The sequence below is a fragment of the Silvibacterium bohemicum genome, assembly GCF_001006305.1.
Taxonomy (GTDB): domain Bacteria; phylum Acidobacteriota; class Terriglobia; order Terriglobales; family Acidobacteriaceae; genus Silvibacterium; species Silvibacterium bohemicum.
This window is the reverse complement of the sequence record NZ_LBHJ01000007.1, coordinates 90738-114634: the sequence shown is the minus strand read 5'-3', so window position 1 is coordinate 114634 and position 23897 is coordinate 90738. Positions and strand designations below refer to the sequence as shown.

At 59.8% G+C, this 23897-nt stretch carries 16 protein-coding genes; 9 read left to right on the top strand and 7 right to left on the bottom strand.

The genetic code is table 11. The features are described from left to right. Positions 1-9 precede the first annotated feature (9 nt). The 3 genes from XX99_RS15110 to XX99_RS15100 all read left to right on the top strand — a co-directional run bounded on the left by XX99_RS15110 (position 10) and on the right by XX99_RS15100 (position 1717). Entirely contained in the window at positions 10-558 is a 549-nt protein-coding gene (locus XX99_RS15110; RefSeq protein ID WP_050060243.1) for a hypothetical protein, read from the top strand. Positions 559-768: 210 nt separating this feature from the next. Next, positions 769-1392, top strand: coding sequence for a M48 family metalloprotease (locus tag XX99_RS15105; RefSeq protein ID WP_231581400.1), 624 nt, complete (start codon positions 769-771; stop codon positions 1390-1392). Between the two features lie 76 nt (positions 1393-1468). Continuing rightward, positions 1469-1717 (top strand): CDGSH iron-sulfur domain-containing protein, encoded by a 249-nt coding sequence (locus XX99_RS15100; RefSeq protein WP_050060241.1) that lies wholly within the window; start codon positions 1469-1471, stop codon positions 1715-1717. A 167-nt stretch (positions 1718-1884) separates the two neighbouring features. Here XX99_RS15100 and XX99_RS15095 read toward each other — a convergent pair whose 3' ends face one another. After that, positions 1885-2286 (bottom strand): secondary thiamine-phosphate synthase enzyme YjbQ, encoded by a 402-nt coding sequence (locus XX99_RS15095; RefSeq protein WP_050060240.1) that lies wholly within the window; start codon positions 2284-2286, stop codon positions 1885-1887. A gap of 180 nt (positions 2287-2466) precedes the next feature. Here XX99_RS15095 and XX99_RS15090 point away from each other — a divergent pair, with 180 nt between their 5' ends. The 3 genes from XX99_RS15090 (at position 2467) to XX99_RS15080 (ending at position 5783) form a co-directional block, all read left to right on the top strand. Next, positions 2467-3279, top strand: coding sequence for an MBL fold metallo-hydrolase (locus tag XX99_RS15090; RefSeq protein WP_082125616.1), 813 nt, complete (start codon positions 2467-2469; stop codon positions 3277-3279). 124 nt (positions 3280-3403) lie between these two features. Continuing rightward, positions 3404-4423 carry an ROK family protein gene (locus tag XX99_RS15085; protein WP_231581398.1) on the top strand — a complete coding sequence of 340 codons (1020 nt, stop codon included), beginning with the start codon at positions 3404-3406 and terminating at the stop codon, positions 4421-4423. Between the two features lie 31 nt (positions 4424-4454). Then, positions 4455-5783, top strand: a complete 1329-nt coding sequence (locus XX99_RS15080; protein WP_050060237.1) for a sugar porter family MFS transporter — start codon at positions 4455-4457, stop codon at positions 5781-5783. A 27-nt stretch (positions 5784-5810) separates the two neighbouring features. Here XX99_RS15080 and XX99_RS15075 read toward each other — a convergent pair whose 3' ends face one another. Then, positions 5811-9536 carry an alpha-amylase family protein gene (locus XX99_RS15075; RefSeq protein ID WP_050060236.1) on the bottom strand — a complete coding sequence of 1242 codons (3726 nt, stop codon included), beginning with the start codon at positions 9534-9536 and terminating at the stop codon, positions 5811-5813. A gap of 265 nt (positions 9537-9801) precedes the next feature. Beyond that, positions 9802-11283 carry a CoA-acylating methylmalonate-semialdehyde dehydrogenase gene (locus XX99_RS15070; protein ID WP_050060235.1) on the bottom strand — a complete coding sequence of 494 codons (1482 nt, stop codon included), beginning with the start codon at positions 11281-11283 and terminating at the stop codon, positions 9802-9804. A 226-nt stretch (positions 11284-11509) separates the two neighbouring features. Between XX99_RS15070 and XX99_RS15065 the strand changes: the two genes are divergently transcribed. Next, complete coding sequence (locus XX99_RS15065; RefSeq protein WP_082125607.1) at positions 11510-13699, top strand: glycoside hydrolase family 3 C-terminal domain-containing protein; 2190 nt, start codon at positions 11510-11512, stop codon at positions 13697-13699. Positions 13700-13831: 132 nt separating this feature from the next. Here the strand turns inward: XX99_RS15065 and XX99_RS15060 are convergent, their stop codons facing one another. The 4 genes from XX99_RS15060 to XX99_RS15045 are packed head-to-tail and all read right to left on the bottom strand — an operon-like array spanning position 13832 to position 21379. Then, positions 13832-15646 carry an amidase gene (locus tag XX99_RS15060; protein WP_050060234.1) on the bottom strand — a complete coding sequence of 605 codons (1815 nt, stop codon included), beginning with the start codon at positions 15644-15646 and terminating at the stop codon, positions 13832-13834. Positions 15647-15702: 56 nt separating this feature from the next. Beyond that, complete coding sequence (locus XX99_RS15055; RefSeq protein WP_082125606.1) at positions 15703-17007, bottom strand: TolC family protein; 1305 nt, start codon at positions 17005-17007, stop codon at positions 15703-15705. Further along, the gene (locus XX99_RS15050; RefSeq protein ID WP_050060233.1) at positions 17007-20234 is read right to left on the bottom strand and encodes an efflux RND transporter permease subunit; all 3228 of its coding nucleotides are present in this window, start codon (positions 20232-20234) and stop codon (positions 17007-17009) included. The genes XX99_RS15055 and XX99_RS15050 overlap by 1 nt, the downstream gene beginning before the upstream one ends. Then, positions 20234-21379: an efflux RND transporter periplasmic adaptor subunit gene (locus tag XX99_RS15045; RefSeq protein WP_082125605.1), complete on the bottom strand. Its 1146-nt coding sequence runs from the start codon at positions 21377-21379 to the stop codon at positions 20234-20236. Before XX99_RS15045 ends, XX99_RS15050 begins: the two co-directional genes overlap by 1 nt. A gap of 248 nt (positions 21380-21627) precedes the next feature. Between XX99_RS15045 and XX99_RS15040 the strand changes: the two genes are divergently transcribed. Together XX99_RS15040 and XX99_RS15035 are read left to right on the top strand one after the other, a co-directional pair. Then, complete coding sequence (locus XX99_RS15040; RefSeq protein ID WP_050060232.1) at positions 21628-23004, top strand: ATP-binding protein; 1377 nt, start codon at positions 21628-21630, stop codon at positions 23002-23004. Between the two features lie 14 nt (positions 23005-23018). Next, positions 23019-23657, top strand: coding sequence for a response regulator (locus XX99_RS15035; RefSeq protein WP_050060231.1), 639 nt, complete (start codon positions 23019-23021; stop codon positions 23655-23657). Positions 23658-23897 lie beyond the last annotated feature (240 nt).

The following is a 23897-nucleotide window of genomic DNA, read 5'->3' as shown; positions in this document are numbered from 1 at the left end:
ACGAAAACCATGACCTCTCGAACATTCAAGTGGCGTGCCGCAATTCTCGCCCTGCTGCTTTTCCCGCTGTGCTCTCAGTTGCTTCATGCGCAAAAAGAGAAAGACCCTCTGAACGATGACGAGGTCGACCAGATCCGCGAGGTGCGCGACCAGCCGGTGCAGCGCATCAAGCTCTATCAGAAATTCATCGAGGAGCGCATCGCGACCATCAAGCAGCTGGGGCCGAATCCCAAGGCCGAGGATCGCAAGGCCGAGCTGCGGGCGAAGCTGGAGGAATTCACGCGCCTGTCCGATGAGCTGCAGGACAATCTCGACACCTTCGACGAAGCCCACGCCGACATCCGCAAAGCTTTAAAGGATCTCGTTCCGGCCAGCGCCAAATGGCCGGAGATCATCACTCAGGCGGGCACCGATCCAAGTTACGATTTTCCGCGTAAGACCGCGCTTGACGCCGCCCAAAGCACCAGTGAACAGGCCAAAAAGCTGCAGGAAAGCCAGCAGAAATACTTTGCCGAGCACAAGGACGAGGCTAATAAGAATGGGACTGGGCCGACATAGGGTATAGGGATCAGGGTGCAGGGCTCGGATGGCTTTGGCAGAATTGCTTATGCTCTATACCCATCTCTCTGTCCTCAGCTCTGGGCTTTGTTTTCTGAGCTCTGTGCCCTGAGCCCTGCACCCTAGCTTTTTGCTATTCTCAAGCGAGTGAACCCCGAGTTTGTCCGTTGGTTTGAAGAGGAGTATCGCGCCCTGCGGCCCCGGGCCCCGATGCCTGCCTTCGAGGTCCGCTTTTACCGCTTCACCAGTCTGAACACCACTATCCGGCTGCGCGAGGGCGGGATCAAGGTGCGGCTCTCCGATCTGCTGGAGGGCGCGCCGGAGAGTGTCATTCGCGCCATCGCGCACATCCTCATCGCCAAGCTGTATCGCAAACCCATTGAGACGGGGCACGCTACGCGCTACCGGCGTTTTGCCGCGAGCGAAGCAGTGATGCGTCAGACTGAGCGCATCCGCCAATCGCGCGGACGGAAACGAATCTCCACGGCGAAGGGCGAGCACTACGATCTCGATGAGGTCTTTGAGGCACTGAACATCCGCTTCTTCCACGGACTGCTTGGCCGTCCGCAGCTCACCTGGAGCGAGCACCGCGCCAAGCGTCTACTCGGCCACTACGATGCCGCGCACAACACCATCATGGTCAGCAGGGTCTTCGACCGGCGCGGCACGCCGCGGTACGCCATCGAATACCTGATGTACCACGAGATGCTGCACCTCAAGCATCCGGTAAAGACGCGCAACGGACGGCGCTGCGTACACTCGCGGGAGTTCCAGGCGGAAGAAAATCTCTTTCCCGAACTCTATCAAGCCAAAGCTTATTTGAAGACTTTGTGACCGCGGCTTCGGCTCTCGCTCAGACTGTTAGACTCAAAGAAATTCGTATTCGAAATTCGTATTCTAAGGAGCAAGTGTGGCAGAGAACGAAGTGAAAATTACAGTGCGTCCCAACGGGCCGTTTCGCGTGGAAGGCTCCATCAAGCTGGTCGACGCCCAGGGTGGCGAGTGGGACCTGACCGGTAAGCCAGCCATCTCTCTTTGTCGCTGCGGCGCATCTGCGAACAAGCCTTTCTGCGACGGAGCCCACAGCAAGATCGGATTCCAGGCGCAGGACTCCGCACCGCCGCCGGTCGTTCCGCAGACTGCTACCGAGAACACTTAGAGCGCGAGGCTTCCTCGTTAGGTACTCGCTACCCTTCACCGTCATCCTAAGCGCAGCGAAGGATCTTAGCGCGTCTTTCGAATCCAAGACTGCCGAGATTCTTCGCTGCGCTCGGAATGACGAATCGGAAATTTGTATCGTAACCGTCATCCCGCCTGTCGCGCCTTTCAACCCCTGGTTTCCACAAAGCTCAGCACCACATCCCGCTCCCGCGGGCCGTCGAGTTCAACCACGATCACCCTCTGCCAGGTTCCCAGCACAAGTGAGTTGTCCTTCATCGGAATCGTCAGCGCTGTTCCCAGGATCGATGACAGGATGTGATCCGGAGCATGCGCCGGATTGTGGGGATGGCGGTACTTCAGCTTGGGCATCATGGCCTCGAAGGCATCGAGCATGTCGAGATCGGTGCCGGGGTCGAGGTCGGCGGTGGTCAGGGCGGCTGTCGTGTGCAGGATATTGAGGTAGCAAATTCCCTCACGCGCGCTGATATCGCTAAGGTTCTGTTCAACGATTTCGGTGATGTCGAGTATCTCGCGCTTTCGGGTGGTTTTGATCTTAAGACGTTTCATTGGCAATCCTTTTCATCTCCCATCATTCCTCATTATGGATGCGGAGATTCTGAACCCTCGCTTTCCATTCAGCATCCATCATGATGCGGTAGAGGGGATTCTTTCTCATTGCCAGATAAGCGTTCAAGTCCTGGATTGAAGTTCGCGTTCAATCTCATTGCAAAATCAGCACTTCAACCGATGCAGGGCGTGCCGCAGAAGCCTCTTCTGGCCAAGCCTGAAGAGCTGGCGGTCACCTTCATCGGACACGCCTCGTTCCTGATCCAGATCGGCGGCCTCAAGCTGCTGGTGGATCCGGTATTTGCCACGCGGCTGGTGGTGATCCGGCGCGTGCGCCGACCCGGCGTGCTGATCCGCGACCTTCCGCCGATCGATGCCGTCCTCTTGACGCACGCTCACATGGATCACCTCAATCTGCCTTCGTTGCGGAAGATCGTCCGTCACACCTTTCGCATGTCGGGTCGATCGCCGGTTGCGGTGGTGCCGGAGGGCGTTGCCGATCTGGTCGACAAGATCGGATTTGAAAGCGTGCGTAGCCTGCGCCCATGGTCTACGTGCAAGCTGCGCCAGGTGGAGGTGACGATGACTCCCGCGCAGCACTGGGGTGCGCGCATGCTGCGGGATTCGCACCGCGGCTTTGGCGGATATCTGCTACGCAGCGGATCGCACTCCGTCTACCACTCCGGCGACAGCGGCTACTTCGAGGGCTTCCGCGAGATCGGCGAGCGCCTTGCGCCACGGGTTGCACTGCTGCCCATCGGGGCCTATAAGCCGGATAGCTTCCGGCGCGTTCACACCAGTCCTGAAGATGCGCTGCAGGCCTTCCAGGATCTGCGCGCGGAGTTCATGGTCCCCATGCACTATGGCACCTTCCGGCTCTCTGAAGAAGAGATGGACGAGCCGCTACCTCGCCTGATGAAAGCCGCAACCGAGGTTGGACTGCAACAGCGCATTCAGGCACTGCGCGAAGGCGACACCACGATTTTTCCCTGACCGGCACCGCAGCTAAAACTCTTTCCTTCAGTAATTCACGCCGATAACGATAACATTACCCATCTTTTGCTACTTTGATGAGAGCGGCAACATTACGCTTGCCCAAAATGGAGGAGAAGTTTCGGTGGAGAGCTATAGCATTGGCGTCGATCTCGGGGGAACGAATCTGCGGATCGCCGCTTATACGCGCGACAAAGGTCTTCTGGAAACCATCCTGCTGCCGACTCGTCTCGAAGCCGGACGGGATGCGGTTGCCGAGGATCTGTGCAGCGCTGTCGAGACATTGGAAGGCCGCTACTCTTCCCAATTGGCGCTGGCCGGCGTGGGTGTTGGGACTCCGGGTCCGCTGGAGCTGCCCGCCGGACGCCTGCATCACCTGCCCAACTTTCCGGGGTGGGATGGCTTCGAGCTCAAGTCCCATCTGGAAGCGCGCTTGAATCGACCGATCATTGTTGAATCGGATGCGAACCTGGCCGCTCTTGCGGAGTGCAAGCTGGGCCGCGGACGCACGCTGGGCTTGGATTCGCTGTGCATGCTGACTCTGGGCACCGGAGTCGGCAACGGCATCATTCTCTGCGGAAGGGTCTGGGACGGCGCGCACGGCATGGCGGGCGAGGCCGGCCATGCGACGGTCTATCCCTACGGACCCGCCTGCCCGTGCGGCAGTAACGGATGTCTCGAACTCTATGCCTCGGCTACAGCAGTGGTACGCGCCGCCAAGGAGCGCGCCGCGGCAGGAAATGCGCCCTCCCTGGTTCAGCCGGAAGATGCTACGCCATGGACCGCTCGCGCACTGGCGCACGCCGCCGACGCAGGCAACGCGGATGCCGCAAAGATCTTCGCGGATGCCGGACGCGCGCTGGGGATCGGACTGGCCGCGCTGGTCAATACGCTGAATCTGCCTCTGTATGTTGTCGGCGGAGGCCTGGTGCAGGCCTGGCACCTGATGCAGGCTGCCCTCTTCGCCGAACTCAACCACCGCAGCTACGTTTATCGGCTTACCGCTCCGGGCAGCACCATTGCCAAGGGGCATCCACGGGGAGCGACCCAGGTGCTTCCGGCCGAACTCGGGCCCGACGCGGGATTACTCGGTGCGTGTATCCTTCCCTTTCTGGATTCGACGCAGCTCAACGGCTACTGCTGATCGGGCAGAACGTGGAAGGAATGCAACTCGAATGCGATTGAATTACTACCTGGCCAAGGGCACTCTAGTCGGCGCGCTCGGCGGCCTGCTCTTCGGCTTCGACACCGCGGTCATCTCCGGCACCACGCAGCAGCTGAGCGATGTCTTCCACCTCAGCCCCTTCAATCTGGGCTTGACCGTCTCGACCGCGCTCTTTGGCACGGTGATCGGCGCCATGACCTCGGGCGAGCTGGGGCAGAAGATCGGCGGCCGCGAAGCTCTGCGGATCATGGCCTTCCTTTACGTGATCTCGGCCATCGGCTGCGCTTTCTCGTGGAGCTGGCCGGCGCTCATCTGCTTCCGTTTTATCGGCGGCCTGGGCATCGGCGGTTCGTCGGTCCTGGGACCGGTCTATATTGCCGAGCTCGCACCGGCAAAATTGCGCGGGCGGTTGGTGGGGCTCTTCCAGATCAATGTCGTGCTGGGCATCATGCTGGCCTACGCGTCGAATTATCTTATCGCCGGAATGAAGCTGGGCGCGGCCGAATGGCGGTGGGAGCTGGGTGTCGCCGGAGCGCCGGCGCTGCTCTTCCTCATCCTGCTCTTTACCATTCCGCGCAGCTCGCGCTGGCTGGTGACGCAAAGCCGCATCGACGAGGCCCGCGAAGTTCTGCGCATGATGGGCTCGCCCAATTCCGAAGAGGAGTTGAAGGAGATCGTCGACTCCATTCACCTGGAGCGGGCGTCACGCTCCGAACCGCTTTTCAGGAAGAAATACTGGCTGCCTATTTTTCTAGCCGTCACCATCGGCAGCTTCAATCAGCTATCGGGCATCAACGCCATCCTTTACTACCTGCCCTCGATCTTCAACTACGCGGGCTACAGCAAACTTTCCGGCGACAAGCAGGCGGTGTTGGTGGGCCTGATGAACCTGCTGGCGACCATGCTGGCCATGACGGTGATCGACAAGCTCGGACGAAAGACTCTGCTGTTGGTGGGATCGGTTGGCACTTCGGCCGCACTGGCCGGAGTTGCGGCTGTGTTCTATACGCAGCAACATCAGGCATATCTGCTCTGGCTGCTGGTCGGATTTATCTTCTTTTTCTCCATCTCACAGGGCGCGGTGATCTGGGTCTACATCAGCGAGATCTTCCCGACACGCGTCCGCGCCAAGGGTCAGAGCCTGGGCAGTTCTTCGCACTGGATCATGAACGCCATCATCTCTCTGGCCTTCCCCTGGGTGGCGAAACATTCCACGGCCACGCCGTTCGTCTTCTTCGCGGCCATGATGGCGCTGCAATTCTTCGTGGTGCTGTTCATGTATCCCGAGACCAAGGGCGTGACTCTGGAGCAGATGCAGAAGAAGCTCGGCATCGACTGAGAAATAGCCTCTCGATCGCTCGAGAGGCTATTTCTTCTTCGCCTCAGTAGGTTTCATATCAGCCTCATCGGGCAGACTTTCTTCCTCCAACGTCTGCTTCTGCGACTTCCCAGGCAGTGAAGACGGTTCGGACAAAGCATCTTTGTCCGCTGCTTTTGACGAAGCGACCTCAACCTTTTCCGACATGGTTTTGTCTGCCTTTGCAGGGACGCCCAGATAATCCTGAAGCTTGTAGCCCGCCTGTTTGGCTTTTGCGAGCTGGGCCTCGTAGAGCTTTCGCACGCCGGAGAGAGTTTTCGGGTCGACAGCTCCGCTCTCCAGCTGCGTAGTCAGAGCGGGAAGCTGCAGCCACCAGAACATCTCTTCCAGGCATTCTTTATTGAAGTAGAGAACGCCTTCCGATTCATTGACGCCGAGCAGCCAGCGAATGTCGGGCTCCTGCCAGAATCCGAGTGCGGCCTTTCCTGGCTCGATCAGTAATCCGGACCCTTTGTAGCTTCCCGAGAGCAGGATGCGAATGCGTGCAGCAGCACGCCACGCTCCTTCGCCTTCGAGGCCCAGCTTCGAGAAGGCCTCCGCCAGGGCGGTGCGGAGTTGAAGCCGGTCGAAGATCTCCAGCACCTCTTCGCTGTCGGAAGAGAGAGAGTGCAAGACGCTCCATGCGATCACCGGCGCCCAGAGCGCACTCGCGCGCTTGAGCGGATGACTGTTGGGCAGAACGGCGCGCGCGGTTGGCGGCCAATCCAGCTGCGAGCTGCTTACCAGGCGGGGCAGATTGGCCACAGCTTCGAGCGACCTCGTCAGACGCTCGGGTGCGGACTCGGCGAGGGTGCGGAGAGCAGGAGCATCCGGCGACAATTCCGCAATGCTGCGGTAGAGCTCCTCCGCATCCTCGGCAATGGCGGCTACGGCACCCTCGATGCCCCGGCCGTCATGGATGAGCTTCCGATGATCGTCCTTGGCGGTGGGGTGGTCGTGCTTATCCTCCGCGGCTTCGATCAGCGGCTCCAATACAACCGGGCTGAGAACTTTCCTCAGAGCTTCGTGGACAGGGCGCAGGCGCAGCCGTTCCAGCGCCTCATCGAGGTTGTACACACCTACGCCATCGAGGATGTCGCACAGCTTGTCCCACGGCTTTTCGGCGGTGCAGATCATCTCGCGCCAATACTGAAGCACCGCATATCGATAGGCATGAAGCTCGATGGTGAATCCGCGTTCCCGGATCGTTTCGGCGCGGTGAAGATACTTGAGGCCGGTCGCGGTGTCTTCGTAAGCCAGCACCGCTCCGCCATCATGCGGCAGAGCCAGCGCATCCGGCAGGGCGATCTGCACCTGTTGGCCGCTTCGCTTGTCCATCATTGCTGCGGAGTGATGCACGGTCCCGCGCGTCTGCCCGTAGCGGTTATTGAAGAGAATCAGCGCACGCTCCTCACCCAGGCGATTTGAATAAGCAAAGACGTTTTCGTCCACGCTGCCGTCGCTGGTCCAAAAATCGTAGAGCGCAAAGTGCGCGCTTTCGGCAAAGACGGCGCGCCGCTTCAGCAGCGGAGCGATCTCGCGCATGTGCCGGGCGACGAGATCCTCGTTGGGAGATTCGTCGTAGCGGGCGCGCTTGTACTCCATGCCGTACTTCTCGGTGAAGGCTTCAATCTGGCCGTGGCCGAACATGGGCAGGCCTGGGATGGTCGCCATCATGCTGCAGACGCCGAAATATTTGTCCCCTGTTCCGAATTGATCAATCGCCGTTCGTTCATCGGGATTGCTCATGAAGTTCACGTAACGCTTGAGGATTTCTGGATCGAATTCGATGGTCTTTTTGAGGTAGGAACGGTACTTCGCGTTCTCCTCATCTCGCAGCATGTTCATGAAGGCGCTGTTGTAGACGCGGTGCATGCCCAGGGTGCGGACGAAGTATCCCTCGAGCAGCCAAAAGGCTTCGGCGAGGAGCAGCGTACCTGGCACTTCTGCCGCGACACGGTCGACAACCTCGCGCCAGAATTCGTTCGGCATCAGCGCATCGAATTCTTCCTGGGTCATGCTGAACTCGGCGCGGGATGGAATCGAGCCACCCGAGCCGGGCAGCGGAAACCACAGCCGCTGCACGTGAGTCTTGGCCAGGGTCATCGCGGCGTCGAAGCGGATGATGGGAAACTGCCGCGCCACACTCAGAATGGTCTGAATCACCTGCTCGCGAACGTGGGCCTTGGAGTAGTCGAGCTGCGCGGTGTCGTTCCAGGCGAAGGTCGTGCCGTCGTTGCCGTGATAAACGTAGGCGGTGTGCCCCGAGGCGCGGTCGCGGCGGCGAAAGACTACGGCGGCATCGGTCTGATCGTAATAGTGATCTTCGATCTTGATCTCGACGCGGCTGTCGCTGGAGACGTCCGGCCCCTCGAAGGAATACACCGGATAGGGGCTGTCGGAGCGCGAGAGAAACCAGTCGGGATGCTCGATGACCCAGTTTGAATCGATGCCCATGTGGTTCGGAACCATGTCGCTGGCCAGCCGGATGCCGAAGCGCGCGGCGCGGTCGCGGAGGTTGGTGTAGGAGAGATAGCCGCCGATGTCCTCGGCGATGGCGTAGTCGCGCAGCGAGTAGGCCGAGGCTACAGCATCGCCTTGTCCACGCAGACGCTTGATGGTTTGCGAGGCGTCGCTGCGCTCCCACAGGCCGATGAGCCACAGGCCGTTGAGGCCGCGGCGGGCCAGCAGCTCCAGTTCTTCGTCGGGGATCTGATCCAGCCGCTCGATGTGCCGTCCGAATTTCTTCGAAAGCTGTTCGAGCCAGACATAGGTGCTCTTGGCGATGAGCACCACATTCGGCATCCAGTCCGTATCGGGGCTAAAGGCCTCATATTCGTGGACCACTGGACCTGACGGCGCAGTAGCCGACCGGCCGTGGCCGAGCCCGACGAACTCGTTGCCCTGGAAGCCTTCGGAGCCCCATCCCTTTTCGCGCGGTTGATGCCACTTCGAAGCGGAGGGGGGATGGAAGCGCATCCAGATGGCGATATCTTCTTCTTTCAGGACATCGATGGCGAGCAACACCTGGCGCAGATGTTCGCCGAGGTAGGGCGCCCACTTTTCCCGTATGTATGCGAGCTGCCCGGTCAGCGAATCGGGCGAAGCCAGCATCGGTTCCTGCAGGGCCTCCAGCAGCGATCCCCCGTCGGGAACGAAAGGCGGCCGGGTTGCGAAGTAGGCTCCGAAGTCAGGCGTGATCCGCGAGTAGACCGTCTTCTCGCGCAGCTCCTGGTCGTCGAAGAATTCGCGGAAGGGTTTGAATGCGGGATTGATGTTGGCCAGCCACGCGAGGATCAACTCCTCGAAGGCGGCTTCGCGATTGGGCAGGTTCGCAGTAACGGCGTTGAGCCATTGTTCGACGGTCTGTTCGCCGCGGTAGATGGCGACATTGGGAAAGAGATCGGTAAAGGTGCGGAGCAGCTTCTCGAGTTCTGTCTGATTCTGCCGCTCTCCGAACCAGCGCAGCGCTTCGGCCAACACGCCCGGGTCGCGCGTTTCGCGGTAGCGGGCGATCATGGCGTGGCTTAGCTCGTCTATCAGCCCCATGGCAAAGAGTGCCGCTGCGTGCATGACGCGCTCGGGTGCGAGGTCCGCGCCACGGACCGCGTTCACGCGGTTCGCCAGCTCGCGGCTGGCGGCCACATTCGCGAAGACGACATTTCCCGTGTAGCTGAACAGCAGCTCGTTGATGCCGTATTTCTTGCGCGAGGCGCGGGAGATATGGAATTCCATGCTCGGATGCCTTTTCACTCGTACCTTAACCCGTTTTGAATTCCTGTAAGTCGATCGTCCGTCCATCGCAAACGCACGCAGTCAAGCAGACGCTACCCTAACAGATGTCTGCACGCTCTTGGCAACTAGCAATTCAAGCATGCGCTCTCCATCTTTTGGAAACCTCATGCGACTTTCGCCGCTTCTTTACATAGATGCGCGCCGGACGATTTCCAGTGCCCCGATGCGCACCAGAAGCGAAGCTGCAAAGCGATGCGCCACGCAGCTAGAACTTGCGCGAGTGATCGCTGGCCCAGCGCTCGACAACGATTTTTTTGTCGGTATAAAACTCGATGCTGTCGCGCCCCTGAGCGTGAAGATCGCCGAAGAAGCTTCCTTTCCAACCGCTGAAGGGAAAATAGGCCATGGGAGCGGCGACACCTATATTGATGCCGATATTTCCGGCAGGCGCCTCGTAACGGAAACGCCGTGCCGCGGCACCGCTCGAGGTGAAGAGCGAGGCCTGGTTTCCATAGGCGCTGCGTTCGAGGAAGGCCAGCGCTTCGTCCATATCGTGGGCATGGACCAGGCTCAGAACGGGTCCGAAGATTTCCGTGTCGGTCAGCTCGCTGGCTGCTGGAACGCCGTCGAGGATGGTGGGCTTCACGAAGTTTCCTGTCAAACCCTTGGGATTGCGCCCATCAAGCACCACCTTTGCGCCCTCCTTTTCGCCGGCCGCAACAAGGGATTCGATGCGCGACTTGCTCTGCGGCGTGATGACCGGACCCATCTGAACGCCGTCTTCCAATCCGTTGCCAACCTTGAGTGCGGCGGCGGCCTCGACGATGGAGTCGCGGAAGGACTTCTGCGCGTCTCCGATGGTCACAGCCACGGAGACCGCGAGGCAACGCTGTCCGGCGCAGCCAAAGGCGCTGTCATTGATGATCTGGGTCGCCATCTTCATCTCCGCGTCGGGGAGCACGATGACGTGGTTCTTCGCGCCGCCCTGGCATTGCGCCCGTTTGCCGTTCGCCGCGGCACGCGCATAGACGTATTTCGCGATGGCCGTCGATCCTACAAAGCTGATGGCACGAATCTTCGGATGGTCGAGCAGCGCGTCGACCGCGGCTTTGCCGCCATTCACCAGATTGACGACGCCTTTGGGCAGGCCGGTCTGCTCGATCAGCTCCATGGCGCGGGCCATGGTCAGCGGGACGCGCTCGGAGGGCTTGAGGACAATGGTGTTGCCCGTGGCGATGGCATAGGGCAGAAACCAGAATGGAATCATGCCCGGAAAATTGAAGGGAGTGATGGCGGCGACCACGCCGAGCGGCTGGCGGATCATCATCTCGTCGATGCCGCGGGCCACGTCTTCAAGGTTCGAACCCTGCATCATCATGGGGATGCCGCAGGCGACCTCGACGTTTTCGATGGCGCGGCGCAATTCGGCCTTGGCCTCGATGAAGGTCTTGCCGTTTTCCCGCGAGATGAGCCGGGCCAGCTCGTCGATGTGATCTTCGAGCAACATCTTGAGTTTGAAGAGCGGCTGGATGCGGTCTTCCGCCGGAGTGCGGCGCCACGCGGGAAACGCGGCGGCGGCAGCCTCAACGGCTGCGTTGACCTCCGCAGCTCCGGATGAGGGAGCACGCGCAATCAGCTCATGGGTGGCGGGGTTCACGACATCCAGCCAATCCGAGGTGCTCGATTCAACCCATTTGCCATTCACATAATTGCTGACTGTGACGGGCGACACCGCGCTCGTTGACATGACATTTCCTCCCGGCTTGAAGTTCCCGATCATAAACGCCGGCACGGCACGCTAGCCATCGTCCGGAGATCCGTTCCCTATCATAGGCCGTCCGGTAAGGAGGCTGACAGTGCCGGTCGGAACGGTCAGCCCATGTTAGCCTTGGTGCGTCTGCAAAACAGGCTTTTTCGAGATGCGTTCCTATCCGAAGCTGGGATTTGTTGAAAAGTCGAGACGGAAACCTTTCATGACGAAAATGCGATTTGTAAGCCTTGGCCTTTTTTTCCTCGGGCTGGTTCCAGCCCATGCGCAGCAACCCTCCCACCCATTCAATGATCCGACAATGCCGATGGAAAAGCGCATCGACAACCTGCTTTCGCAGATGACGGTCGACGAGAAGATCGATTGCCTGGGGACGAAGACCGGCGTGCCGAGGCTGGGCGTTCCCAACTTCGGCAGCTCTGAAGGCATTCACGGTGTGGTGCAGCGCGGCGGAGGGAAGGCTGAACGCTCCGTCATCACCACCACGCAATTTCCGCAGCCGCCAGGCATGGGCGAGTCGTGGGATCCGGAGCTGGTGCGGCAGGCGGGCGGAGTTCAAGGTTACGAGGCGCGATTCATCACGCAGACCGAGAAGTACGATCGCCAGATCCTGATGCTGTGGGGGCCGCAGTCGGACCTGGCTCGCGACCCGCGCTGGGGACGCAGCGAAGAGGTCTACGGCGAGGATCCGTTCTTCAACGGAACCATGGCGGTGGCTTTCACCAAGGGCCTGCAGGGAGACGACCCGAAGTACTGGCAGGCGGCGGCGCTGCTGAAGCATTTTCTCGCCAACAGCAACGAGGATTACCGTACCAGCTCGTCGTCGAACTTCGATGAGCGGCTCTTCTGGGAGTACTACTCGGTTCCCTTCCGCATGGCGTTTCTCGAAGGCGGCGCCAAGGGCGTGATGGCGTCGTACAACGCGTGGAACGGAACGCCGATGGCGATCAATCCCATTCTGAAGAGCATCGTGCGGGACAAGTGGGGCGTCGACGTGCTCTCGAGCGACGGCGGAGCGGTGAAGCTGCTGGTGACCTCGCATAAGCGCTTTGCCAATCAGAAAGAAGCGGTGGTGGCATGCCTCAAGGCCGGCATCAATCAGTTTCTCGATACCTATAGCGACGAAACCAAGGCCGCGCTGAAGGATGGAGAGATCACCGAAGCGGAGATCGACGATCTGCTGCGCCCCAAGTTCCGCGTGACCATACGGCTGGGGCTGCTCGACCCGCAGGCGATGGTTCCGTATTCGAAGATCAAGGATTCGCCGGAGCCCTGGAACACCGACAGAGACCGCGACGTATCGAAGAAGATCGCACTCGAGTCCGTCGTGCTGCTCAAGAACGCCGACAACCTTCTGCCTCTCGATAAAGACAAGATCAAGTCGATCGCGGTGATCGGACCGCTTGCGGATGTCATTCACTGGGACTGGTATGGCGGGAAGCCGCCGTATACGACGACTCCTCTGCAAGGCATCAAGGATGCGGTGGGGCCGAACGTCAAGGTCAACTATGCGGCCGATGAAATCGGCAACGCGGCGTACGACGCGGCGAAATCTTCCGACGTTGCCGTGGTGGTGGTCGGCAACAATCCCACCTGTGGCCCGGATATGGCTCACGATTGGCACAACACCGACTGGGATGGAGGCGGCACGCTTCCCTGCACCGTAGCCAGCGACGGCCGCGAGGGCCGCGACCGCGAGAGCATCGACCTCGAACAGGAACAGCTGGTAAAGCAGGTCTACGCGGCGAATCCGAAGACCGTCGTGATGCTGGTATCGAGCTTCCCCTTCGCCATCAACTGGACGCAGGCGCATATTCCAGCGATCCTGCACATGGCTCATTCCTCGCAGGATGAAGGCATGGCGTTGGCCAAAGTGCTCTTCGGGGAATACAACCCGGGCGGACGCCTGGTGACGACCTGGCCGAAGTCACTCGACCAGGAGCCGCCGATGATGGACTACAACATTCGCGATGGCCGCACCTATATGTATTTCAAGGGCGAGCCGCTCTATCCCTTCGGCTATGGACTCAGCTATACGAGCTTCCGTTATTCCAATCTGAAAACGAGTTCCGCGGAGTTGGCCAAGGATGGAACGGTAAATGTAAGCGTGGATGTGACAAATACCGGCAGCCGGGCCGGGGATGATGTCGTCCAGCTCTATATAAAGTATCCGCACTCGAAGGTGGAAAGGCCGCACGAAGCGCTGAAGGGATTCCAGCGCGTGACCGTGCAGCCCAACGAAACGAAAACCGTGCAGATAGCGTTGAGGGGTGCGGATCTTGCTTACTGGGATGAAAAGACGTCCGGCTTCAAGGTCGAAGCTACGCCGGTGGACGTGATGATCGGCGATTCGTCGAAGGACATCAAGCTGACCGGCACGATACAGGTCCGGTAAGACAGTGTTAGCCCACTTGGTAGCGTCATTCCGAGCCTAGTGGAGAATCTCAGCGGATGTTTATCATTCAACACTGCTGAGATCCTTCCTCCCTCCGGTCGTCAGGATGGCGGCGGATGAATGGCCTTCCACCTAGAATCCCTGCGGCCGTTCGTTGCTGACTCCGAAGGCGCGCTCGAGAGCGATGCCTGCTTCGGCCAACGTGCCTTCATCGAAGAGCCTCCCAATCAGCGTGACGCCGTGCGGTACGCGGCGCGGCGGAGAGAACTTGGGCAACGGGCTTTTCGGGTCGGGCGCCCAATCGCTGCGTGCCTCCGCTACTTCGACGAAGCCGGCGCGCAGCGTGAGCGAGGGATGGCCAGTGAAGTTGGTGATTACCAGCATCTCATCGCGCAACGACGGAATCAGCAGCAAGTCTACCTGCGAGAAGACTCGCGCCATCTCTTCAGCGACCTTGCGGCGAAGCCGGTCTGCTTGAACAAAGTCGACAGCAGAGAGGAAACGCGCCTGGCGAAAGACGTTGGGCCACGCATCGGGCACCTGTGCTTTTAACTCATCGACCTTATGACTGAGAGTCAGATATTCGAATGCAGCTGCGCCTTCGGCGAAGAGGATGAGGTTGAGCGAGTCGTACGGCCAGTCAGGGAGCGAGACCTCGACCGGCTTCATGCCGAGCTTCTTCACCGTTTCGAGCGCGGCGCGGTCGACATCCGTAGCAGGATTCTCCTTCATCCATGCAGGAAAATAACCGACGCGCAAACCAGTTACGCTGGCTCCCGCGTTGAAATCGAGCTTGCTGGGCACGCTGGCAACGTCGCCCGCGTCGGGGCCGGAGATCGCATTCAGCACCAGCATGGTGTCTTCGACGCTGCGCGCCATCGGACCAAGCTTATCGAGCGACCAGCAGAGGGTCATGGCTCCGGTGCGCGGTACGCGGCCATAGGTCGGGCGCAGGCCGGTGACACCGCAGCGCATCGACGGGCTGACGATGCTTCCTCCGGTTTCGCTGCCAATGGCAAAGCCCACAAGACCGGCTGCGGTCGCGGCTCCGGGCCCGGCACTCGATCCTGATGAGCCTTCTTCGAGCAGCCACGGATTCATCGTCTGTCCGCCGAACCAGATGTCGTTGAGCGCCAGCGCGCCGAGGCTCAGCTTGGCGACGAGGATGGCTCCAGCGGCGTTGAGCCGCTGCACGACGGCGCTGTCCTCCAGCGGAATACGATCGCGGTACGGCTCCGCTCCATAAGTGGTGGGAATCTTCGCGGTATCGAGCAGGTCTTTTGCGCCCCAGGGAATGCCGTGCAGCGGGCCGCGGTAATGCCCGGCGGCAATCTCAGCATCTGCCCGGCGCGCCTGCTCCATCGCGTGATCGCGAGTCAGAGTGATGACGCAGCGAAGCTTGGGATCGAAACGCTGCAGGCGAGTCAGATAGATCTCCGTCAGCTGCATCGCCGTCAGCTTGCGGCTTTCGATCCAACGCGACAGCTGGGTGACTGGAGCGAAGGCAATGTCTTCTTCAGTTGCTGGCAGTGGATTCGCGTTCGCGGCGCTGCGCACAAATTCGTTGCGGTCAGGCAATTTGCGAAGGCCGGGCAACGAGGGATTCCACTGCGTGGCCGGTGCGAGCGTCGCCTCGAGCGCCAACTTGCGCGGACCTACGCGGCGCTCGTACAACGGCGCCATCTGCATGCGCCAGTTGCTGGCAGCCTCGGCGCGGTCGGCCGGAGTCATCTCCACTTCGACGAGCCTTTCCGCCTGCGCAAAGGTCTCCGCAGAGACTTCAGGCCCGACTGGAGGCGCGGTTCCAAATGCAGGCGGCGCGCCGGGCTGCGGATTCGTCTGTGCATTAAGCTGGGGACTCGGCTGCTGCGCTGCTGCAGAACTTACCGCTACTCCCAAAAGCCCGACCGAGCCTTGAGTCAGAAACTCCCTACGCGACTTCGACATTTCCGAACTATAAATGACGACACGACGCCGGTAAATTACGGCATTACGCCGGTGAACTACGGGGCGACGTCAGTCGCCGTGACAAAGCTCAATTGATGAATGGCCAGCCAGGTTTGCGCATCGGCGTTCAGCGCATTGAGAGTGGTTGAGCGATTTTCCTGCAGCGCGTTCAGGTAATCGAGCAGCGCCAGTCCGCCATGTTCATACGCAAACTGGGCGATGGAGAGCACATCCTTGGCTTCATCGAGATAGTGTCCGTTATAGCGATCAGCCAATACTTTGGAGGCGGTGTATCCCGCCCACGCCTGATCGACATCGGAATAAACCTGCGCCTTGGCTGCGATCTCGCCGAACCTGCTGGCCTGTGCAACATATTTGCTGGTCTCTTTATTCCCCTGGTTGCGATCGAAGATGCGCAGCGGAATGCTGATGTTGAAGCCCGCAGAATTGAAGGTGCCGACGCGATCGTACTCGCCTTCAAGAGTGGGATCGGTGGTGCCGTTGGCGTAGGCGAGTTTTACGTTGGCATCAGCAACGCGAATCGCATCCTGGGCGGCCTTGTAGTCGGGCCTTGCAGCAAGGGCGCGCTGCTCCAGGTCGCTCATGGTGGTGGCCAGCGCCGGCGGCAGGATGTCTCCAAGGATGTCGAAGTTATCGCTGACGCGGTCCATGCCGATCAGCGTTTGCAGCTGGTAGCTTCCCTGTTTCAGGCTGACCTCGGCATTCGTCTCATCGCTTTCGAACTGCGCAAGCTGCAGGTCGAGACGCTCGTAGTCCAGCTTGCCGATGTCGCCTGCGTCGTAGCGCGCCTTATTGATGTCGAGCTCATGACGGAAATCCTTCAGGTTGTCCTGGGCCAGCTTCAACGCGGCTTTAGCCAGCAGCATGTTGGTGAAGGCCTGCTTCACCGACAAGATGGTTTGCTGCTCCTGCAGCGCATACTGGTCGCGCGTCTGATCTGTTGTGGATCGTGCGCTATCCAGTCTCCAGCGGCGCTTCTCGCCGCGCTCGAAGAGTCGCGACACCTGCACGCTGTAGTTGTAGGGTGAGGCGGGGTTCGATGCGGAGTTGGTAACGTCGGTGCCCAGGCCGGTGAGAACGGGATTGGCCCGAAGCCCGGCCTGAATCTCCTGGGCCTTCACCGAGAGCAGGTTCTGCTGGGCGGCTAGCAGATTGGGGTTCTTCGAGCGGGCCAGGCTCACCACTTCCTGCAAGGTCATCGGCACGGGTGTTCCCGTCTGTGCCTGCAATGCGGATACGCTCGCGAAGATGGCCAGAAGCAGCCATGCGCATCGCGATGCGGAAGTCAGTGCATGAGAGCGGAAAAAAGACTTCAGAAAGAGAGCGCGAAGTTTTCTCATTAGTTCTCGAACTCCGTCTCCGGATTCGGCAGCACGTCGCCGTCTCCCGCGATCCAGACGTAGAGCGTCGGCAGCAGAAACACGTTGATAGCCAGCGCTGCGATCAGTCCGCCCACAATGACGATGGCGAAGGGTCGTTGCGAATCCGAGCCGATGCCGTGCGAAGTGGCCGCCGGGAGCAGGCCCAGGGTGGCAACCAGCATGGTCATCATGATGGGCCGCAGCCTCAGCACCGCGCCTTCCACGGCGGACTCTTCAATGGAGCGGCCGCGAACGCGAAGCTGGTTGATGTATTCGAGCATGATGACGCCGGTCTGCACCGATACACCGAACAGAGCGAGGAAGCCGACTCCCGAGGACACGCTGAAGTTGGTGTGAGTCAGCAGCAGGGCGAGCATGCCGCCGAGCGGAGCCATCGCGACGTTGCCGAGAATCAACAGCGCCCACTTTCCGGACTTGAACATCGTGTATAGAATGACGAAGATCAAAATGATGGTGATCGGAAGCACCAGCATCAGACGCTTCGACGAACGCTTCTGGCTTTCATACTCGCCAGCCCAATCGAATTTGTAACCGGGCGGGAGCTTGATTTGCGAATTGACGTGGCGGATCGCCTCTTCCACCGTGCTGCCCAGGTCGCGACCACGCACACTGTACTTGATGGCGACATAACGCTGCCCGCCTTCGCGATAGATCTCTTCGGCGCCGTCTTCCGTCTTGACGGTGGTGAGCTGCGCCAGCGAGACGCGCTCGCCGGAGGGCGAGAGCAGGCGGATGTTGCCGATCGCCTCCTCGGTATTGCGATATTCCGGCAAATAGCGAACGACGAGATCGTAACGCGCTTCGCCGCGCAGCACCTGACTAACCGAGTTACCGCCCACAGCAGTCTGGATCGCGTCCTGCACATCGGCCACGTTAATGCCGAAGCGTGCCGCCGCCACGCGGTCGACGGTGTAATTCAAGTTGGGCTGGCCGATGACCCGGAAGAGACCGAGGTCGGCGACGCCGCGCACCTTGCTCATGGTGTCGACCACCTGATCGCCTATCGATTCCAGCGTCTTCAGGTCATCACCGTAAAGCTTGACGGCTAGCTCACCTTTTACACCGCTAACCGCCTCTTCGACGTTGTCGGAGATGGGCTGCGAGAAGTTCCAGATCACGCCCGGCATCTTTTCGAGTTCGCGGTCCATGGCTGCGATCAGCTCGTCCTTGTCTTCATGAAAGACAGGCCGCCACTTGTCCTTGGGCTTCAGGTCGACGAAGTATTCGGTGTTGAAGAAGCCCGTCGTGTCGGTGCCGTCATCGGGTCGGCCTACCTGGCTGACCACCTGCGTCACCTCGGGAAAGGTCGCGAGCAAAACGCGCGCCTGATTCATCACGGCAACACCCTCGGTTGGTCCGGCGCTGGGGGCAAGCGTGCCGCGCACCCAGATCGCGCCTTCATCGAGATGCGGCAGGAACTCCGATCCAATGACGCCGCTGAACGACAGGAAGGCGGTGAGACACAGCGCGAGCACCGCCACGCCGACGGTCACATAGCGATGCTCGATGGCCCAGGTGGCAGCGTGGCGATAGCGATTGGTGAGCCACACCATCAGCGGGTTGTGCCACTCCTTGGCGCCGTTCGAGAAGAGGAAGCTCGACAGCACCGGAGCCAGCACCATGGAAAAGAGCAGCGCTCCCAGGAGAGCGAAGGCTACCGTCCAGGCCATGGGACGAAACAGGCGGCCCTCGACAGCCTGCAGCGTGAAGATGGGCAGGTAGGCGGTAATGATAATGCCGATCGCGTAGAAGACCGGCCGCTGCACCTCGTGCGCCGCTTCGCGAATCTGTTCGATGACGGTGCCGTGCTGCTTGTCGGTTCGCCGGCTCAGATGGCGAACAATATTTTCCACCATGACCACTGCGCCATCGACCACCATGCCGAAATCCAGCGCTCCGAGCGAGAGCAGGTTGGCCGGAATGTGACGGAGGTCGAGACAGATCGATGCGAAGAGGAGCGCGAAGGGGATGGTGACGGAAACGATCAGCGCGCCGCGCACGTTGCCGAGAAAGAAAAAGAGGATGATGACGACGAGGACGATGCCTTCGGTGAGATTGTGCAGCACCGTATGCGTCGTGTAGTGGAGCAGATCGCTGCGATCGAGGAACGGAACGACCTTCACGCCCTCGGGAAGCAGGCCCGGCTGAGCCGCTGTGGCAGGCGTCGCATGCTTGTAGAAATGTCCATCCTTGAAGAAGCCGCCGGGGTCCGCAGGCTTGGGTGGAACGCCGTTCAGCTCCTGCAGCTTGGCGTGGATCCCCTCCAGCACCTTGTCCGAATCATCGCCTTTTTGCAGCAAACCGATGCCTTCGACGGTGTCGTCGTCATCGAGCACTTTTCCGTCGGCGCGATGGGTCGCTTTGCCGATCTGGCCGAGGCGGATTTTCGGACCCTGCACGACGGTCGCGATGTCTTTCACACGCAGCGCGGTGCCGGTCTGCGTTTTGAGAACGGTGTTTTCGATATCGGCAACGCTGGTCACCAGGCCGACTTCGCGGACGTTGATCTGCTGCTGGCCCTGTTCGATGAACTGGCCGCCGGCATTGGTATTGTTGCTCGCGAGCTGCTGTTCGACCTGGCCGATGCTCAAGCCATAAGAGACCAGCTTATTGGGATCGATGCGGACCTGGTATTCGCGGGTCATACCGCCGAAGCTCGATACATCGACCACGCCGGGCACGGACTTGAACTGCTTCTCCAGCGTCCAATCCTCAATCGACTTGAGCTCCATGTTGTCGTATTGAGGATTGGTGCTGACCACGGTGTACCAATAGATTTGCCCGACCGGGCTCCAGTCGGTGCCGATCTGCGGCTGCAGATTGCCCGGCAGCGTGACTTGCGAGAGTCGCTCCAGAACCTTTTCGCGATTCCAGTCATTGACCGAATCGTCGTCGAAGATCATCTTCACATCGGAGAGGCCGGCGAGCGAAAACGAGCGCAGGTGCTCCATGTGCGGGATGCCGGCCATCTGAATTTCGACGGGGATGGTGACTTGCTGCTCGACCTCTTCGGCAGCGCGGCCCGGCCACTGCGTGATCACTTCGACGTAGTTATTGGCTACATCTGGATAGGCCTCGACGGGCAGATTGTGGAAAGAGACGATTCCCCATGCAAAGAGCAGGATCGACGTGCCGAGGACGAGCCATCGGTTATTGAGCGCAAAATCGACGAGGCCACGAATCATTATTGCTCCGACGAATTCTGCAGCTCGAGTGCATTGGAAACGACCTGCTGGCCGGGCGCGAGTCCGGTGGAAATCTCCTGCAGGTTGCCGGGCAGCATCGCTCCTCCCTGCACCGCGAGCCGCTTGAAGCTTCCATCGCCGTTAGGAACGTAGACCCAATCGCGGTCGTGCAGATGAAGCACGGCCGATGCGGGCACTGCGGTATGAGTCTCCGCCTTTTTGCCGTGGAAGGTCGCTGTCGCGAACATGCCGATGCGCATCAGGTTGCCGGGATTCTCGACCTGAATGCGCACCTTGCCGGTGCGTATGTTGGGATCGAGAATCGCACCGATGTCGCCGATGGTTCCGGTGAATGCCTTGTCGGGATAAGCATTGAGACGGATGTCGGCGGTCTGGCCGAGATGCACCGTCGAGAGATCGTTCTCATAGACGTCGCAGATGATCCAGACGTGGGAAAGATCGGCGATGGTGAAGGCGTTGGCCGATCCGGAGAGAGCGACACCCGCGGTTGCGGCCTCGGTGACATTCTGCTGAATGATGAAACCGGAAGCCGGAGAGTAGACCTTCACTGTCTCGCCGGGATGATCCTTGTCGATGCCAAGCACATGCAACTGCTCTTCGGTAGCGACCAGATTGGCCTTGGCATCGTCCTCGCCGTCCTGGGCGATTTCGAGCTGGCTCTTGGCGATCGCACCCTTGTCATAAAGGATCTTGGCACGCTCCAGCTGCGTGTTCGCAAGATGTTCGTCGTTAACGGCCTTCAGATAGTTGTTGAAGGCACCGGAGATATCGCTACTCTGCACCTCCATTACCAGCTGGCCCTTCTTGACGTAATCGCCGAGGCGGACATGAACGGCGACCACGCGTCCCGATGCGATGGAGACGATGGGAATCTCGCGCGAGATATCGGGGTTGACGCTGCCGGTCACATTCAATGTCGACGCGGCTTCACGCGCGACCGCGGCTACAAGAGGAAAGCGCTCGGACCGGTCGACGTGGACGACATTCACGCCCTGTTCATGTTGGACGGAAGTCGGTGGAGGCGCTTCCGCTGCCGGATCGCTGCCTTTTTTTTCACAACCGGCCGTGAGCAGAACCAACGTCAGCGCTGCGCAGAACCCCGCCCCGATTTTTAGATTACGCACATGTCCTCACTATGTATGACCCATTACGCGTCACGGCTGCAGCCCAGAAAGCCGGCTGCCCAGCACGGAGCAAAGGACCCCATCACAGCTCTAGTGTATTTGAAATGAGCAAATTCACTTCTTGATCTTTCGATAAACATGACACTATCTTTCGGTCAGTCACGCTGATTCCTCGATGCCTTCGTTTCGTATTCAACTCTGAAACGAATAGGCTATGGGGCGAGGGCTTTCTTTTCCGGCACCACACGATGAACTCCCCTTCCCTTCACATCCGGCGCCCCATCGTTCTCCTGCAAGTGGTATCGCTAATCACCCTGATCGCGCTGGCCGACTGGAAGATCAATTCCGAAGTTCCGGTCGGATTTCTTTACCTGATGCCGATCGTCCTCGCCAGCCGCATCTTGAATCGAGCCCAGGTTGCGCTATTGGGAGTTGTCTGCGCCCTGCTTGCCGAGCTCTTCGATGGATTGACGTGGTCGGCCCAATCGGGGCTGCCTCGCGACCTGCTCTATCTCGCCGCCTTCGCAGGTATTGGACTCTTCGCGCACGAAGTCGGGGCCAGCCGCCGCACGGCGGTCGCTCACGTCGAAGAACTGGAGCGCGAAAATCAGGCGCGGCGGGATGCCGAGGAGCAGCTGGAGGTCCTGGTTGAAAGCAGTCCCATCGCGATCTTGACCACCGATGCGAATGGATCGGTGCTCATGGCCAATGACGCGGCGCATCGGCTGTTCGAGCTGCCATCGGGAAGCCTGGTCGGGCAGACCATCGATCCCTACCTGCCCTCGCTCGTCAATATCCCCGATCTGCGGACGGGGCAGCAATCGTTCCGCACCGTGATGCAGTGCAAAGGACGGAGAAACGACGGCGCGATGTTCATTGCCGACGTCTGGTTTTCAACTTACCGCACCAGTGCCGGTCCGAGGCTGGCGGCGATGGTCGTTGACGCCTCCGAGGAGCTGCGTGATCGCGAGGAGGCCGGTCTGCATCAGTTGTTGACGGGCTCGCGCATTCTGGTGAGCGCGGTCAGCCATGAGATCCGCAATATCTGCGGCGCCATTGCCGTCGTCCACGAAAACCTGTCGCGAAGCGGAACGCTGGCGAAGAATGCCGACTTCGAGGCTCTGGGGACTCTGGTGCTTGCGCTCGAAAAGATCGCAGCCATGGAGCTCCGCCAGACCGGAGAACAAGGCACATCGCTGGAGCTGCAATCCTTTCTCGACGAGCTGCGAATCGTGAGCGGCCCGTCGTTCCGCGAGAAGGACATTGAGGTCGATTGGGTGATTCCATCCGATCTGCCTCCGGTGTGGGCAGATCCGCACAGCCTCATGCAGGTGTTTTTGAATCTGACCAAGAACTGCGAGCGCGCCTTGGAGGATCAACGCAATGCGAGAGTGCTGATCACTGCGACAGCGGAGGCACAGCGGGTGTTGGTTTTCGTGGCGGATAATGGCGGAGGCGTAAAGAATGCCGAGGTACTGTTCCGGCCTTTCCAACAGAATGCCAAGGCCACCGGATTGGGTTTATACCTCTCACGAGCGCTGATGCGGTCCTTCGGAGGAGATCTGCGTTACGAGGCGGCAAATGAGGGCGCGATTTTCATCGTGGAGATTGCCGCGGTACAGTAACCCGGATGTGACCCATGGAAGACAAGATCAGACTGTTGCTGGTTGACGACCATACGCTCTTCCGCGAGGGGTTGGCCAGACTGCTCGAAGCGGAGAGCGGATTGGCGATGGTGGGGAATTTTTCCTCCACCGAAGAGGCGCTGCAATCGCTCGAGCAAAATTCCGTAGATGTGGTGCTGCTCGACTTCGATCTTGGCGAGAAAAACAGCCTTCAGTTTCTCCATAGCTTTCGACAGCAGGGATTCCCCGGGAAGATCCTCATGGTGACCGCTGGCATCTCGGGCGCCGACACGTTTCGCGTTCTCAAAGAAGGTGCGGCTGGCGTCTTCCTCAAGCACAACCCTCCGGCAGAATTGATCACCGCCATCAATCGGGTGGCGCGCGGCGAAGCCTGGATGGACCCAAGCAGCCTCAATTCTCTGGTGGGCTCGACCGCGACCCGGACCCAGACGCCGGCCTTCCCTTCACTGAGCGAGAGAGAACAGGGAGTGCTCAAGGGAGTCTTCGAAGGCCTCACCAATAAAGAGATCGCCGTGTATCTCGAGATCTCCGAGAGCTATGTGAAGGCTGTGTTGCAACAGTTATTCGCGAAAACCGGGGTTCGTACCAGGAGTCAACTGGTGCGTGTCGCGCTGGAGCGGCGAATCGAGTGAGCCGAGCCAGTTTTCGTGTATCTGGAATTTAAGCGGCTTCGCCGGGTTATGTGTAAGTCTATAAGTTACTTTCTCCGCAATCGCGCACAGCCTTGACGCTCTCCAATTGCATCCGACACAGCAAATAAGAGAAAGGCATGTTGAAGGGAGAGAAGATCAGGGAAAGCAGTAACCAATTTTGGTAATTGGCAAACGTCCTTACCGTGGTATATTCTCCTTGGTCCTCTTAAACCTTTTACC

Coding starts and splice junctions, on each gene's coding strand:
- XX99_RS15110 (WP_050060243.1), top strand. CDS start 10: ATGACCTCTCGAACATTCAAGTGGCGTGCCGCAATTCTCGCCCTGCTG.
- XX99_RS15105 (WP_231581400.1), top strand. CDS start 769: ATGCCTGCCTTCGAGGTCCGCTTTTACCGCTTCACCAGTCTGAACACC.
- XX99_RS15095 (WP_050060240.1), bottom strand. CDS start 2,286: ATGAAACGTCTTAAGATCAAAACCACCCGAAAGCGCGAGATACTCGAC.
- XX99_RS15090 (WP_082125616.1), top strand. CDS start 2,467: ATGCAGGGCGTGCCGCAGAAGCCTCTTCTGGCCAAGCCTGAAGAGCTG.
- XX99_RS15080 (WP_050060237.1), top strand. CDS start 4,455: ATGCGATTGAATTACTACCTGGCCAAGGGCACTCTAGTCGGCGCGCTC.
- XX99_RS15075 (WP_050060236.1), bottom strand. CDS start 9,536: ATGGAATTCCATATCTCCCGCGCCTCGCGCAAGAAATACGGCATCAAC.
- XX99_RS15070 (WP_050060235.1), bottom strand. CDS start 11,283: ATGTCAACGAGCGCGGTGTCGCCCGTCACAGTCAGCAATTATGTGAAT.
- XX99_RS15065 (WP_082125607.1), top strand. CDS start 11,510: ATGACGAAAATGCGATTTGTAAGCCTTGGCCTTTTTTTCCTCGGGCTG.
- XX99_RS15060 (WP_050060234.1), bottom strand. CDS start 15,646: ATGTCGAAGTCGCGTAGGGAGTTTCTGACTCAAGGCTCGGTCGGGCTT.
- XX99_RS15055 (WP_082125606.1), bottom strand. CDS start 17,007: ATGAGAAAACTTCGCGCTCTCTTTCTGAAGTCTTTTTTCCGCTCTCAT.
- XX99_RS15050 (WP_050060233.1), bottom strand. CDS start 20,234: ATGATTCGTGGCCTCGTCGATTTTGCGCTCAATAACCGATGGCTCGTC.
- XX99_RS15040 (WP_050060232.1), top strand. CDS start 21,628: ATGAACTCCCCTTCCCTTCACATCCGGCGCCCCATCGTTCTCCTGCAA.
- XX99_RS15035 (WP_050060231.1), top strand. CDS start 23,019: ATGGAAGACAAGATCAGACTGTTGCTGGTTGACGACCATACGCTCTTC.